This window comes from Streptomyces sp. NPDC002886 (assembly GCF_042888445.1).
Classification (GTDB): domain Bacteria; phylum Actinomycetota; class Actinomycetes; order Streptomycetales; family Streptomycetaceae; genus Streptomyces.
The window spans coordinates 1,068,731-1,082,040 of record NZ_JBIAPV010000001.1; the positions used below are offsets into that span (position 1 = coordinate 1,068,731).

Annotated in this window: 11 protein-coding genes and 1 pseudogene; 5 read left to right on the forward strand and 7 right to left on the reverse strand. The window is 73.9% G+C overall.

The features are described from left to right. Nucleotides 1-18: 18 nt before the first annotated feature. Complete coding sequence (locus tag ACFYYB_RS04855; RefSeq protein WP_389433468.1) at nt 19-735, forward strand: hypothetical protein; 717 nt, start codon at nt 19-21, stop codon at nt 733-735. Nucleotides 736-784: 49 nt separating this feature from the next. Here ACFYYB_RS04855 and ACFYYB_RS04860 read toward each other — a convergent pair whose 3' ends face one another. The 6 genes from ACFYYB_RS04860 to ACFYYB_RS04885 form a co-directional block, all read right to left on the reverse strand. Beyond that, on the reverse strand, nt 785-1,024 hold the full coding sequence (locus ACFYYB_RS04860) for a DUF1049 domain-containing protein (protein ID WP_389433210.1): 240 nt from the start codon (nt 1,022-1,024) through the stop codon (nt 785-787). Nucleotides 1,025-1,057: 33 nt separating this feature from the next. After that, nucleotides 1,058-3,130: a prolyl oligopeptidase family serine peptidase gene (locus ACFYYB_RS04865; protein ID WP_389433211.1), complete on the reverse strand. Its 2,073-nt coding sequence runs from the start codon at nt 3,128-3,130 to the stop codon at nt 1,058-1,060. Further along, the gene (locus tag ACFYYB_RS04870; RefSeq protein WP_389433469.1) at nt 3,127-4,494 is read right to left on the reverse strand and encodes a M20/M25/M40 family metallo-hydrolase; all 1,368 of its coding nucleotides are present in this window, start codon (nt 4,492-4,494) and stop codon (nt 3,127-3,129) included. Before ACFYYB_RS04870 ends, ACFYYB_RS04865 begins: the two co-directional genes overlap by 4 nt. A 1-nt stretch (nt 4,495) precedes the next feature. Then, nucleotides 4,496-5,329 (reverse strand): M55 family metallopeptidase, encoded by an 834-nt coding sequence (locus tag ACFYYB_RS04875; RefSeq protein WP_389433212.1) that lies wholly within the window; start codon nt 5,327-5,329, stop codon nt 4,496-4,498. A 173-nt stretch (nt 5,330-5,502) separates the two neighbouring features. Further along, nucleotides 5,503-5,946 (reverse strand): SRPBCC family protein, encoded by a 444-nt coding sequence (locus ACFYYB_RS04880; protein ID WP_389433213.1) that lies wholly within the window; start codon nt 5,944-5,946, stop codon nt 5,503-5,505. A gap of 74 nt (nt 5,947-6,020) precedes the next feature. Then, nucleotides 6,021-6,809 carry a hypothetical protein gene (locus ACFYYB_RS04885; RefSeq protein ID WP_389433214.1) on the reverse strand — a complete coding sequence of 263 codons (789 nt, stop codon included), beginning with the start codon at nt 6,807-6,809 and terminating at the stop codon, nt 6,021-6,023. 118 nt (nt 6,810-6,927) lie between these two features. Between ACFYYB_RS04885 and ACFYYB_RS04890 the strand changes: the two genes are divergently transcribed. The 3 genes and pseudogenes from ACFYYB_RS04890 to ACFYYB_RS04900 form a co-directional block, all read left to right on the forward strand. Further along, nucleotides 6,928-7,962 (forward strand): Rv2578c family radical SAM protein, encoded by a 1,035-nt coding sequence (locus ACFYYB_RS04890; protein WP_389433215.1) that lies wholly within the window; start codon nt 6,928-6,930, stop codon nt 7,960-7,962. Nucleotides 7,963-8,086: 124 nt separating this feature from the next. Continuing rightward, nucleotides 8,087-9,694, forward strand: coding sequence for an alpha/beta hydrolase (locus ACFYYB_RS04895; protein ID WP_389433216.1), 1,608 nt, complete (start codon nt 8,087-8,089; stop codon nt 9,692-9,694). A 24-nt stretch (nt 9,695-9,718) separates the two neighbouring features. Beyond that, a pseudogene (locus ACFYYB_RS04900) lies at nt 9,719-10,129 on the forward strand (RidA family protein); the annotation flags it as partial. Between the two features lie 132 nt (nt 10,130-10,261). Here the strand turns inward: ACFYYB_RS04900 and ACFYYB_RS04905 are convergent. After that, a complete protein-coding gene (locus ACFYYB_RS04905) occupies nt 10,262-10,834 on the reverse strand; it encodes a HEAT repeat domain-containing protein (RefSeq protein WP_389433217.1) in 573 nt (190 codons plus the stop codon). A gap of 567 nt (nt 10,835-11,401) precedes the next feature. On the opposite strand from ACFYYB_RS04905, the gene ACFYYB_RS04910 reads away from it, so the two are divergent. Next, complete coding sequence (locus tag ACFYYB_RS04910) at nt 11,402-13,234, forward strand: 3-hydroxyacyl-CoA dehydrogenase family protein (protein WP_389433218.1); 1,833 nt, start codon at nt 11,402-11,404, stop codon at nt 13,232-13,234. The last annotated feature ends 76 nt before the right edge of the window (nt 13,235-13,310 follow it).

Consider the following 13,310-nt stretch of genomic DNA (forward strand, 5'->3'; position numbering starts at 1 on the left):
CAGGATCCCGATGTGATCATCACCCCGAACACCGAAGAGCTGCTCCGCGCGGCCGCGTACAACAACGCCGCGTGGTGCGCCGCCGTCTGCCGGGACGGCGGGTTCACCGACCGGGCCTGGAGCAGCCCGCGCCGGACCCCGCTCTACTACCCGGACGCCGTCACCCTCACCCGGGACACCGATACGGCCGCCCTGCTCGCCGGGATCGACACCGGCGCTCCGGGCGCCTCCGTCAAGGACAGCTTCGCCGTGCTCGACCTGGCCCCGGCCGGCTTCGAGGTCCTCTTCGGCGCCGAGTGGATCCACCGCCCCGCGTCCGCCCCCGCCGCCGCCCCGGCCCTGGAGTGGAGCCGGATCTCCGGCCCCGCGGAGCTGGAGGCGTGGGAGACGGCCTGGGACGGCGAGGAGAGCACCGGACTGTTCCACCCGGGGCTGCTCGACGCGGAGGCGGAAGGGACCGAGGAGATCGCCTTCCTCGCGGGGCGGGACGCCGGGGGCCGGATCCTGGCCGGGGCCGCCGTCAACCGCACCGACCGGGTGGTCGGCATATCCAACGTCTTCAGCGCCGACGGCACCCCGGACGACGAGGCCTGGACGGGCGCGCTGACCCTGACCGCCTCGCTCTGGCCCGGCCTGGCGGTCGTCGGCTACGAGTCGGGGGACGACCTCGACACGGCGGTGCGCCACGGCTTCACCGCCATCGGCCCGCTCCGCGTCTGGCTCCACTCGGACTGATCCGGGAAAGCCGCGCCGGCCCGCCACCCGGACCGGCGCGGCGGGTCCGCTACCGCTGCCTGCGCCGTCGGGCGAGGTACGCGCCGCACAGTCCGCCCAGCACCGCCGCGATCAGCAGGGCGACGTACAGCGGCATCGTCACCTGCGGGATCAGCAGCCGGATCTTGGTGGAGCGGGTGTTCTCGAAGATGAACACCAAAGTGAGCACCGCGAGCGCGACGATGCCCGCGCGGCCCGGGGTGATCGGCCCTCGACCCTTGCCGCGGCTCTTGGACGTGTGGGAGCTCATGGCCCCATCGTCCGGGCGCCGCGGCCCGGGGGCTCAGTCGGACAGGGCCAAACGGGGGATGTCCGCCCGCTCGAACCCGAACACCTGCGCGTACAGCGACAGCTCCGCCTCCAGGGCCCGGACCATCGTGTCCGCGCGCCGGAAACCGTGCCCCTCGCCCTCGAAGGCGACGTACGCGTGCGGCACCGAGCGCCCGCGCATCGCGGCCAGCAGCCGCTCCGCCTGCGCGGGCGGGCAGACCGGGTCGTCCAGGCCCTGGAGCAGGACGAACGGCGCGGTGATCCCGTCGGCGCGGGCCACCGGGGAGCGCTCGCGGCTGAGCAGGGCCAGGGTCTGCGGGGGGCCGGCGAGGCCGTCGATGTAGCGGGACTCCAGGTCGTGGGTCTCGGCGGCGAAGCCGGTCAGGTCCAGCACCGGGTAGATGATCGCCGCGCACGCGTACAGGTCGGTCGACGCCAGCGAGGCCGCGGCCGTCCAGCCGCCCGCGCTGCCGCCCCGGATCGCGAGCCGGTCCGGGTCGGCGGTGCCCTCGGCGGCCAGGGCCCGCGCCACGGAGGCGCAGTCCTCGACGTCGACCAGGCCCCACTGTTCGCGCAGCCGTTCCCGGTAGGCCCGGCCGTAGCCCGTGGAGCCGCCGTAGTTGACCTCGACGACGCCGATGCCGCGGGAGGTGAAGTAGGCGATGTGCAGGTCGAGTACGGGCGGCACGTGGTCGGTGGGGCCGCCGTGCGCCCACACCACGTACGGGGGCAGCTCGTCGGCCCGGGCGCGCAGCAGGGGGTGGTGCGGCGGATAGACGTGGGCGTGGATCTCCCGGCCGCCCCGGCCGAAGAAGGTCCTGCTCTGCGGCTCGGGGTAGTAGGCGGGGTCCGCCCGGTCGGCCGGCCCCGACCCGGCTGCCGCGTCCCCCGGCTCCGCCTCCGCCGTGCCGCAGCCGCGGCCGCCCACCACCCGGGCGTGCCCGGTGGCCGTGTCCAGCTCCACCACCTCGTACGCGCTGCGCGGGCTGGCCGCGACCCCGTAGACCCGGTCGCCGCTGACGGCGAGCGTGGGCTGCCAGGCCGTCCACGGCCCGGCCGCGTCGACGAGGTCCCCGCTCTCCGGGTCGAGCACGCCGAGCACCGAGGAGCCCCGGCCGTGCAGGACGGCGACCAGTCCGTCGGGCAGCGCCGCGATCCAGCGCAGGCCGGGCTTCCACAGCGCCCCGCCGAACTCCTCTTCCCGGGGGCACAGGTTGACGGCCTCGCCCGTCTCCGGGTCCACCCGGTACGGGTTCCACCAGCCGCCCCGGTCGCTCACCGCGAGGAGGCTTCCGCCGGTGGACCACTCGACCTGCGCGACGGCCTCCTCCGGTCCGCCGAGCACGGTACGGGCCCGCGCGAGCCGGCCGTCCGGGGTGACCTCGGCGAGCCGGAGCTCGGTGCCGTCCCACGGCATCCGGGGGTGGTCCCACACCAGCCAGGCCGCCTGCCGCCCGTCCGGGGAGAGCCGGGGCCCGGTGCTGAACCGGTACCGGTCGTCGGTCAACTCCCTTACGAGTGAACGGTCTTCGGCGGCCGACCCGTCCAGCGGTACGGCGGCCAGTACGCGGCGCACGTCGGTCGGCTCGGTCCCGGTGAACTCCTCGAGCACGCACCAGACTTCGCCGTCCCGCAGCACCGGGTCGGCCCAGCGCAGCCCGCCGCCGACCGTCGAGAGCGGGGTCAGCGCCCGCGGCGCGGGACTGCCGGGCGCGTCGGGCTCGTACGCGTACAGCCGCTGGTCGGCGAAGTGTACGAAGACCACCAGCGGCCCGCCCAGGGGCCGTTCGGCGCCCGCCCAGGGCAGGCCGCCGTATTCGGTGACCCGGCTGCGCACGTTCCACGGCGCGGGCAGCGCGCAGACGGCGGGCCCGCCGTCCGCGGGCCGGCGGACCAGGGCGCGGCGACCTCCTTCGGCCGGCCGGGGCACCGTCCACCACACCTCGGCGCCGATCGCGCCGACGTACTCGGGCCTCCCGTCGAGGGAGGCTGCGAGCGCGGCGCCGATCGGCGAGGGCCAGCTGCCGTAGGGCGCGGTGCCGTCGCCGCGCGGGGTCGCCGGCGAGGGCGTCAGCGGGGGCGTCACAGCGCGCGCAGGGCTCGGTCGAGGACGCGGACCCCGAAGTGCAGGGCGTCGACGGGCACCCGCTCGTCCACTCCGTGGAAGAGGGACCAGTAGTCGAAGCCGGGCGGCAGCTTGAGCGGGGAGAAGCCGTAGCCGGTGATGCCGAGCCGGGAGAACTGCTTGGCGTCGGTGCCGCCCGCCATGCAGAAGGGCACCACGTGACCCTCGGGATCGAAGGCCTCGACGGACTCGCGCAGGATCCCGTAGGTCCGCCCGTCCACGGGGGCTTCGAGGGCCACCTCCCGGTGGTGGAACTCCCAGCGCACGTCCGGGCCGGTGAGTTCGTCGAGGGTGGCGATGAACTCGGCCTCGCCGCCGGGCAGCATCCGGCCGTCCACGTAGGCGGTGGCGGTGCCGGGGATGACGTTGAGCTTGTAACCGGCGCTGAGCATGGTCGGGTTGGCGCTGTTGCGGACGGTGGCCTCGACGAGGGCGCCGGCCGGGCCGAGCTTGTTGAGGATCTGGTCGAGGTGGAATCCGGGGGCCCGCGGGTCCACCGACATCCCCTGCAGGGCGGCCAGTTCGGTGATGCAGGCGGTGACGGTGTCGGTGAGGCGGACCGGCCACTCGTGCTCGCCGATGCGGGCGATGGCGGCGGCGAGCCGGCTGACCGCGTTGGCCCGGTTGGGCTTGGAGCCGTGCCCGGCGGTACCGGTCGCGGTCAACTTCAGCCAGGCGGTGCCGCGTTCGCCGGCGGCGATCGGGTAGAGGGCCTGTCCGGGCGCGGCGTGCACGGTGAAGGCCCCGGACTCGCTGATGCCCTCGGTACAGCCCTCGAAGAGCTCCGTGTGGTGGTCGGCGAGGAAGCCCGAGCCGTCGATCGCGCTGTCCTCCTCGTCGGCGGTGTAGGCGATCACCACGTCCCGCCGGGGCCGCACGCCGGCCCGCGCCCAGGCCCGTACGACGGCCAGCACCATCGCGTCCATGTTCTTCATGTCCACGGCGCCGCGGCCCCAGACCACCCCGTCCCGGATCTCGCCCGAGAAGGGGTCCACGCTCCAGTCGGAGGCCTCGGCCGGGACCACGTCGAGGTGGCCGTGGACCAAGAGGGCGGGGGCGGTGGGGTCGGTGCCCGCGATCCGGGCCACCACGTTGGTGCGGCCCGGGGTGCGCTCCAGCAGCACGGGCTCCAGCCCGATGTCCGCCAGCCGCTCGGCGACGTACTCGGCGGCCGGGCGTTCCCGGCAGTCGCCGCCGCCGCGGTTGGTGGTGTCGATGCGGATCAGGCCGGAGGTGAACTCCACGGCCTCGTCGAGCGCCACCCCGTCGACGGGGGTGGCGGGGACGTCGGGGCGCTCGGGGGTGTTCCCGCCCGGCTCGGACATGTCAGCCATACTGCTCCTCCACCGCTGCCGAGACGATCGTGGTGACCGCCTTGAAGGTCCGGATCCCCTCGTACATCGTCCCGCTGCCGTACGCGACCCTACGCTCACCCGACCGCTCGACTCCGGGCACCACCGTGGCGGCCATCGCCAGGTGCTCGGCGTCGAACTCGACCTCCACCGCGAACGGCCCGCCCGGCACCGGTTCGTACCGGACGGCGAGGGCCGCGGCCTCCTTGGCGGCGGCCCGGATGTCGGCGGCCGTACGGGCCGGGGTGCGGCAGACGGCGGCGTAGCGCGAGACGTGGTCCTTGACGGCGACCGTCACCGCGTCCGGGGCGTATCCGGCGGCGTCGGCGCAGGTCAGGTCGTCTCCGGTGACCAGGACGACGGGGACCCCGTACTCGGCGACCACGTGCGCGTTGAGCAGGCCCTCGCTGGCGCGGGTCCCGTTGACCCAGACCCCGGTGATGGAGTTGGCGAGGTAGGTGTGGGCGAGCACGCCCTCGGTTCCGGCGCCCGTGTGGTAGCCGACGAAGGCGATGCCGTCGACGTCGCCGTGCTGGACGCCCTCGACCATGGAGAGGGACTTGTGGCGGCCGGTCAGCATCTCGACGCGGGCGTCGAGCTTCTCCAGCAGCAGGTTGCGCATGGTCCAGTGGGCCTCGTTCACGAGGACCTCGTCGGCGCCGGCGTCGTAGAACCCGAGGACGGCGGCGTTCACGTCGGAGGTGAACAGGCTCCGGCAGCGTTCCCACTGCGGGGTCCCGGGCAGCACGTCGGCGGGCCAGGTGACGCCGGTGGCGCCTTCCATGTCGGCGGAGATGAGGATCTTCATCGGGCCCCCCGGGCGGTCGGTAGCGCTCAGGGATCCACCCTAGCTCTCCGCCCCCGCCGGACCTCGGGGCCACGCCCCCCGGGCGCGCCGGGCCGGGGGGCGTGGCCCCGGGCGGGCTCATTTCACCCGATCCGGTGAGGCCCGGTCCCCGGCCTCACCGGCAACGGCCTTGCTCAGCCCTTGACTTCGGCCGCCAGGTTCGCGAGGAGGGTGTCGTAGATGCGTGCCAGACCCTTGGGCGCGAAGGTGCGCTCGAAGAAGCCGCCGATGCCGCCCGCGCCGTTCCACACGGTGGTGACGACGGCCTTGGACTTGCCCTCGCCCGCCGGGGTGACGGTCCAGGTGGTGACCATGGTGGAGTTGCGGTCCTTCTCCACGAGCTGGCCGTCGGTGGGCTCGGTGACCTCCAGCAGGCAGTCGCGGACCCGCTTGCTCGTGGCCTGGAGCTTCCAGTGGACGAGGGTGCCCTCGCCGTCGCCGCCCTCGAGCACCTCGTACTCGCTGAAGTGCTCGGGCAGCACCTTGCCCCGGGTCCCGGTGTAGTCGGCCAGCGCGTCGAACACGGTCTCCGCGTCCGCCCCGATGATGCGTTCCGTGGTGGCCTCGACCTGCGCCATGGCGTTCCTCCAGCAGTTGTGTTCGCTCGTCACCGCGAAGCCAACCACCTCCGGCCCGGCCGCCCAAATCCGGGTCAGAGGTGGCAGCGCACGCGGACGAGGAGGGTGTCTCCGGGCAGGGCCTCCAGGTAGCGCGCGGCGCCGTACCGGTGCGGCTCCACGGTCGGCGCGGGGTGCGGACAGGACGCCGGGCCGTCGCAAGCGCCGTGGACGGGACCGTCCTCTCCGCACCACCAGCCGTCGAGGGTGAGTACGTAGGGGAAGTAGGGCAGGCACGCTGTCTCCTCGTCCACGAACTCCCGCTTCCCGAGGTGCGAGACGGAGTGCACGGAGCCTCCGTGGAGGATGCCGGTGAGGTCGTGGCCCCGGTGCGCGGCCTGCAGGGCCGCCACGCCCTCGCGATAGGCGAGGACCAGCGGCTGGGCGTCGAAGGCGACCCGGGCTTCCGCCCGCGCCCGCAGCTCGGTCCGGTACTCCTCGGGGTTCGACCAGAGTCGCCCCGGGCGCTCCGGCACGAACGGCGGGTGGAGCGGAACCAGCTCCTGCCACAGGTCCCAGGCCGCCCCGGCCTGGGCGGCCCCCTCGGCCCGGATCTCGGCGAGGGCCATCGCCTCCCGCGGACCGCCGGCGCACCGGCCGGGCAGGCTGGGCCCCGGGCCCTCGTGCACGAGCCGTGGGTCGTCCGCGTAGCCCGGCAGCAGCTCGAAGCCTCCTCCGTCGAGGCCACCCCGGATGTACCACCCGTCCCAGATCTCGAGCTCCTCAGCCCGGTCACGTTCCCGCCGGAACGGGGCCATCGCCTCGCCCAGCGCCTCTTCGAGCCTGCTCCGATCCTCGCCCGGGAGGCACACCACAATCCCCATTCTCGCCATCCGGCGAACCTCTCACGCCGACCCTGCGAGCTCAAAGGGATATCCGCTCCGCACGATCATGGGAACACTTGTTCTATTCTCGGAGCCGAGCTACCGAGGGAGGCGCACCATGCGCTGGGACAACCTGACCGCGGGCCCCACGGGCCCGGCCGCGCTCTTCGGCGCCGACTCCGTCGTGACCCGCACCGTCGACACCCCCGAGTTCCGCGGGATCACCTTCCACGAGGTCCGGGCCCGCTCGATCGTCAACCGGGTCCCCGGCGCCTCCCGGATGCCGTTCGAGTGGACCGTGAACCCGTACCGGGGATGCAGTCACGCCTGCGTGTACTGCTTCGCGCGCAAGACGCACGGCTACCTCGACCTCGACACCGGGATCGGCTTCGACTCCCAGATCGTCGTCAAGACCAACGCCCCCGAGCTGCTGCGCCGCGAGCTCGCCGCCCCCGGCTGGAGCGGCGCGCACATCGCGATGGGCACCAACGTGGACTGCTACCAGCGCGCCGAAGGCCGCTACCGCCTCATGCCCGGGATCATCGAGGCGCTGCGGGAGCGGGCCAACCCCTTCTCCATCCTCACCAAGGGCACGCTGATCCTGCGCGACCTCCCCCTCATCCAGGAGGCCGCCGCGGTCGCCGACGTCGGGATCTCCGTCTCCGTCGGCTTCACCGACACCGCCCTGTGGCGCACGGTCGAACCCGGCACCCCCTCCCCCGCCGCCCGGCTGCAGGCCGTCCGCACCCTCACCGACGCCGGCATCGAGTGCGGGGTGCTGATGGCCCCCGTGATCCCCTTCCTGGGTGACTCCCCGGAACAGCTGCGGGCCACCGTCCGGGCCGTCGCCGAGTCGGGCGCGACCTCCGTGACACCCCTCGTACTCCATCTGCGCCCCGGCGCGCGCGAGTGGTTCGCGGCCTGGCTGGGCGAGCACCACCCCCACCTGGTGGAGCGGTACGAGCGGATGTACGCGGGCGGCTCGTACGCGCCGACCTGGTACCAGCGGATGATCACCCGCCAAGTCCACGAGCTCGCCGCCGAATTCGACATCGGCCCCGGCGGCCGCGGACCGGCCCGGCGGATCGTCGTACCGGAGCGGCCGGAAGGCTCCGCGCCCGCGCCCGGGCCGACCCAGCTCAGCCTGCTCTGAGCGCCCGTAGGACCGTACGATCGACTGAAGGGTCATCACATCGGGCCAATCGGGGCCCACAATCCCCCCTTTCGGGCGCAGGTTCCGGGACGATTCCGCCCAGAACCCTCGGCTGGGAGGCCCCATGCTGCACCCGATGCTGCGCCCCAAGACAAGCAAGCCCGGTCCCGCCCTGCGGCGCGCCGCCGTCCTGCTCGCGGTGTCCACCATCGCCGCCGCCCTGGCGAGCCCGGTCACGGCCGCGGCCCCGGCGGCGGCACCGGCGGCGGCCCCGGTCACCGGAGCCCTGAAGTGGTCCGACTGCGCGACCTCCCGCTACCCGACGCTCCAGTGCGCCTCCCTCAAGGTCCCCCTCGACCACGAGAACCCGGCGGGCCGGCAGATCTCCCTGGCCCTGACCCGGGTCCCCCACACGGCCGCCCGCTCCCAGGGCCCGCTGCTGGTCAACCCCGGCGGGCCCGGCGGCAGCGGTCGCACGCTGGCCGGTTTCATCGCCTCCGCGCTGCCCAAGGACGTCGCGGCCCAGTACGACGTGATCGGCTTCGACCCCCGCGGCGTCGGCAAGAGCGAGCCCGCCCTGGACTGCGGCGCCGGCCACTTCACCCCCGTACGGCCCGACTCCGTACCGCTGGACGAGGAGACCGAGCGGGCCAACCTGGAGCGGGTGAAGTCCTTCGCCGAGTCCTGCCAGACCAAGCACGCCGACGTCCTCCCGTACATCGGCACGGTCTCGGCGGCCCGCGACCTCGAAGTCCTGCGCACCGCCCTGCGCGCGGACAAGCTGAGCTACTTCGGCTACTCCTACGGCACCTACCTGGGCGCGGTGTACGCCAAGCTCCACCCCGACCGCGTGCACCGCCTGGTCCTGGACTCCGTCGTCGACCCGGCCGGGGTCTGGTACGAGGACAACCTCGCCCAGGACCAGGCCTTCGACTCCCGCCACAAGGCCTTCCTGGCCTGGGTGGCCCGGTACGACTCCACGTACCACCTCGGCACCGACCCGGCCGCCGTCGAGGCCCGCTGGTACGAGATGCGGACCGTGCTGCGCACCGCGCCGGCGGGCGGGAAGGTGGGCCCGGCGGAGCTGGAGGACACCTTCATGCCGGGCGGCTACTTCAACGGCTACTGGCCCCACCTCGCGACGGCCTTCGCCGCGTACGCGGTGGAGGGAGACCCGAAGCCGCTGGTCTCCGCGTACGAGAAGTTCGGTGCGGTGGAGCCCTCGGCGGGCAACAGCTACAGCGTGTACACGGCCGTGCAGTGCCGGGACTCGGCCTGGCCCAGGGACTGGAACCAGTGGCGGGCCGACATGTGGCGCACGCACGCCAAGGCACCCTTCATGACCTGGAACAACGCCTGGTACAACGCCCCGTGCGCGTTCTGGCCGGGCGAGCCGCTCGAGGCCCCGGACGTCACCAACTCGGCGCTCCCGCAGGCGCTCCTCTTCCAGGCGACCGAGGACGCGGCGACCCCGTACGAGGGTGCGGTGAGCATGCGGCGCAAGCTCGCGGGCTCGGCGCTGGTGGTCGAGGAGGGCGGCGGCAACCACGGAGTCGCCCTGAGCGGCAACAAGTGCCTCGACGAGAAGCTGGCTTCGTACCTGCTGACGGGCAAGGCCGCGGACGCCGTCTGCCCCGCACCGCCCGCCCCCACCCCCATCCCGGCGACCCGCGCGGTCCCGCCCTCGGCGGGCGGCGCGGCGCTCCACGGCCTGCTGGGCTTCCGGGGCTGACGTACGGCGGGCAAGATCGTGCCCATGACCACCTCACAGGACAACCACCTCACCCGCATCGCCGCGCCCGAGGGCGTCGCCCCGGGCGCCGGCTACAGCCACGTCGTCTGGGGCACCGGGCGGTTCGTCGCCGTGTCCGGGCAGTGCGCCTTCGACGAGAAGGGCGAGCTGGTCGGGGAGGGCGATCCCGCCGCCCAGGCCCGGCAGGTGTTCGAGAACCTGCGGCGGTGCCTGGCCGCGGCCGGGGCCGGCTTCGAGGACGTGGTGAAGCTGACGTACTTCGTCACGGACATCGCCCACCTCCCGGCCGTACGGGAGGCCCGCGACGAGGTGATCGCCCCGGACCGCCTCCCGGCCTCCTCGGCGGTCCAGGTGGCGGCGCTGTTCCGGCCCGAACTGCTGATGGAGATCGAGGCCTTCGCGGTCCTGCCCGAGCGGACCGGGCGCGGGAGCGGGACCGGTTCCGCCGCCGACGAGTCCGAGTCCGGTTTCCGGACCGGCTCCCGGGCCGGTTTCGGGACCGGGTTCAAGACCGGCTTCGCCGGCTGAGGCCCACCGGTCCAGGCTCTAGGCGGTCGCGCCCAGCCCCCGCAGGGCCGCCGTGGCCGCCACGGCCAGCCGGGGGTGCGACTGGGCCCGGGTCAGGACCTCCCGGGCCCGCTCGTCCGCCAGCGCGCCCAGCCCCTCCACGCAGGCCAGGGCCACCCGCCAGTACGGGTCGTGCGGCGCGAGGAGCCGCGACAGCGTGCGGATCAGCGCCGGGGCGGACTCCGGGGCGCGCAGCGCCGCCAGCAGCCGCACCGGGTGCAGGGCGTAGGCCGTGCGCAGTTCGTTGGTGGCCAGCGCCGCCGCCGCGCGGGCGGTGCGCGGGTCCCCGAGGACGGCCAGCGCCTGCGCGGCCGCCTCGCAGCGCGGCGGGTCCCGGTGGTTGAGCAGCAGGACCAGGGACTCGAAGGCGCGCCGGTCGCCGGCCAGCCCCAGCCGGTACGCGGCCAGCTCGCGGGCCCACAGGGGCAGCCCCGCGGAGGTCAGCGATGCCGCCAGGCCGTCCGCGTCCGCCGCGAGCAGCGCCGCGTACTGCGCCTCGTACTCCGGTGCCCGCGCGGCTTCCGCCCGCAGACGCTCCAACACGTCGTTCACCCGGCCACCCTAGGCGGCCCCGGCGGACGCCGCGCCGGGTTCCCCGACACGGGTGACCACCCGGGGGCCGGGCCTTCGAACACCCGGTTGATCGATGATCGATGATCGGTACATTTGGGCGGTACAGGTCACATCTGCGCGCTCTGGCGGAGCAGTTGGGGACGGGTTACTGTCCCTACAACACGTACGAGGGCGGCCTGGTGACGCAGCCACCTCGTGCCAGTCGGTTCTGCACGACTTCTGCACCACCTCACGGCGTGACCCCGGGACAGGGCTCCGCCGCTTCAGCCCCACCGGCTCCTTGCCGCCGGGTTCCCTGGTTCCCCCGGGTTCCCCGGTTCCGCCGCGATCCCCGGTCATCCGGGAGCCCCGGGCTTCTCCGCACGCCGTGCGCACGGCTTTCCACGTGCTCCCGCGCGCGCTCTTCCGCTCATCCGCACGGATTCCCGTACGCACGGATTGCCGTACCCACGGCTTCCCGTACCGCACGGATCCCCGTACGGCCTCCGCGCGCGCCGTGCTCCGCGCGCCCCCTCAGTCGTCACCCTCTTCCACTGGAGTCCCGCGATGGACCTTCCGTCCACGTCCGGTCAGCCCTCCCCCTCCTCCCAGCCCGTCCGCCCCGCCCTGCAGACCATCGCCGTGGTCGGTCTCGGCACGATGGGCTCCGGCATCGCCGAGGTCCTCGCCCGGGCCGGCCGCGAGGTCATCGGCATCGACGTCAGCGAGGCCGCCGCCCGCAGGGCCACCGCGGCCCTCGCCGCGACCACCGCCCGCTCCGTGACCAAGGAGCAGCTCACCGAGCAGGAGCGCGAGGCGGTGCTCGCCCGCTTCCGCACCTTCTCCGAGCTGGGCGCCGCCGCCGACGCCGACCTGGTCATCGAGGTGGTCCCCGAGTCCTACGAGCTCAAGCAGCGGATCTTCCGCGAGCTCGACGCGATCGTCCGGCCCACCGCGATCCTGGCGACCGGCACCAACGCCCTGTCGGTGACGCGGATGGCCGCCGAGTCGCAGCGCCCGGAGCGCGTGGTCGGCCTGCACTTCTTCAACCCGGTCCCGGCGATGAAGCTGGTCGAGGTCGTCTCCAGCGTCCTGACGGCCCCGCCGGCCGTCGAGGCGGTCACCGCGCTGGCCCTCGAGCTCGGCAAGCAGCCCGTCGCGGTCGGCGACCGCCCCGGCTTCGTCGCCGACGGCCTGCTGTTCGGCTACCTCAACCAGGCCGCCGCCATGTACGAGTCGCGGTACGCCTCCCGCGAGGACATCGACGCGGCCATGAAGCTGGGCTGCGGTCTGCCGATGGGCCCGCTCGCGCTGCTCGACCTGATCGGCGTGGACACCGCCCGGACCGTCCTGGAGGCCATGTACAGCGCCTCGGGCGACCGGCTGCACGCCCCCGCCCCGATCCTCGGCCACCTCGCCGAGGCGGGCCTGACCGGGCAGAAGGCCGGGCGCGGGTTCTACACGTACGAGGCCCCGGGCAGCCAGGTCGTCATCCGTGACCTGCAGACCCCGCCGGACGGGGACCTGGTCCGGGCCAGCCGTCCGGTGAACTCGGTCGGCGTGGCCGGTTCGGGCACGATGGCCAGCGGTATCGCGCAGGTCTTCGCGCAGGCCGGCTTCCCCGTCGTGCTGGCGGCCCGCAGCCAGGAGAAGGCGGACGCGGCGAAGGCCGCGATCGGCAAGTCGCTGGCCCGCGCGGTGGACCGGGGCCGGCTGACGCCGGAGGCCGCCGCCGCCACCGTGGGCCGGATCACGGCGGCGGGCTCACTGGACGCGTTCTCGGACGTGGACCTGGCCGTGGAGGCCGTCGCCGAGGACCTGGAGGTGAAGCAGGAGCTGTTCCGGGCGCTGGACAAGGCCTGCAAGCCCGGTGCGGTGCTCGCCACCACCACCTCCTCGCTCCCGGTGATCGCGATCGCCCGTGCGACCTCGCGTCCCGAGGACGTGATCGGCATGCACTTCTTCAACCCGGCCCCGGCGATGAAGCTGGTCGAGGTGGTCCGGACCGTCCTGACCGCCGACGACGTGCACGCCACGGTCCGCGGCATCTGCGGTCAGGTGCGCAAGCACGCGGTGGACTGCGGGGACCGGGCGGGCTTCATCGTGAACGCGCTGCTGTTCCCGTACCTCAACAACGCGATCAAGATGGTCGAGCAGCACTACGCCGGCATCGACGACATCGACGCGGCGATGAAGCTGGGCGGCGGCTACCCGATGGGGCCCTTCGAGCTCCTCGACGTGGTCGGCCTGGACGTGTCGCTGGCCATCGAGAAGGTCCTGCACAAGGAGTTCCGCGACCCGGGCCTGGCCCCGTCCCCGCTGCTGGAGCACCTGGTCGCGGCCGGCTGCCTGGGCCGGAAGACCGGCCGCGGATTCCGTGAGTACGCCCCCCGCCGGTAATCCGCGGCAGGCGCAGGAGCCCCAAGAGCAGGATGCGTGGGGAGGGCTGCTCGGGTCCGCCGGACCCTCACGGCGG

Coding starts and splice junctions, on each gene's coding strand:
- ACFYYB_RS04875 (WP_389433212.1), bottom strand. CDS start 5,329: ATGAAGATCCTCATCTCCGCCGACATGGAAGGCGCCACCGGCGTCACC.
- ACFYYB_RS04885 (WP_389433214.1), bottom strand. CDS start 6,809: ATGGGGATTGTGGTGTGCCTCCCGGGCGAGGATCGGAGCAGGCTCGAA.
- ACFYYB_RS04895 (WP_389433216.1), top strand. CDS start 8,087: ATGCTGCACCCGATGCTGCGCCCCAAGACAAGCAAGCCCGGTCCCGCC.
- ACFYYB_RS04860 (WP_389433210.1), bottom strand. CDS start 1,024: ATGAGCTCCCACACGTCCAAGAGCCGCGGCAAGGGTCGAGGGCCGATC.
- ACFYYB_RS04910 (WP_389433218.1), top strand. CDS start 11,402: ATGGACCTTCCGTCCACGTCCGGTCAGCCCTCCCCCTCCTCCCAGCCC.
- ACFYYB_RS04870 (WP_389433469.1), bottom strand. CDS start 4,494: ATGTCCGAGCCGGGCGGGAACACCCCCGAGCGCCCCGACGTCCCCGCC.
- ACFYYB_RS04890 (WP_389433215.1), top strand. CDS start 6,928: ATGCGCTGGGACAACCTGACCGCGGGCCCCACGGGCCCGGCCGCGCTC.
- ACFYYB_RS04880 (WP_389433213.1), bottom strand. CDS start 5,946: ATGGCGCAGGTCGAGGCCACCACGGAACGCATCATCGGGGCGGACGCG.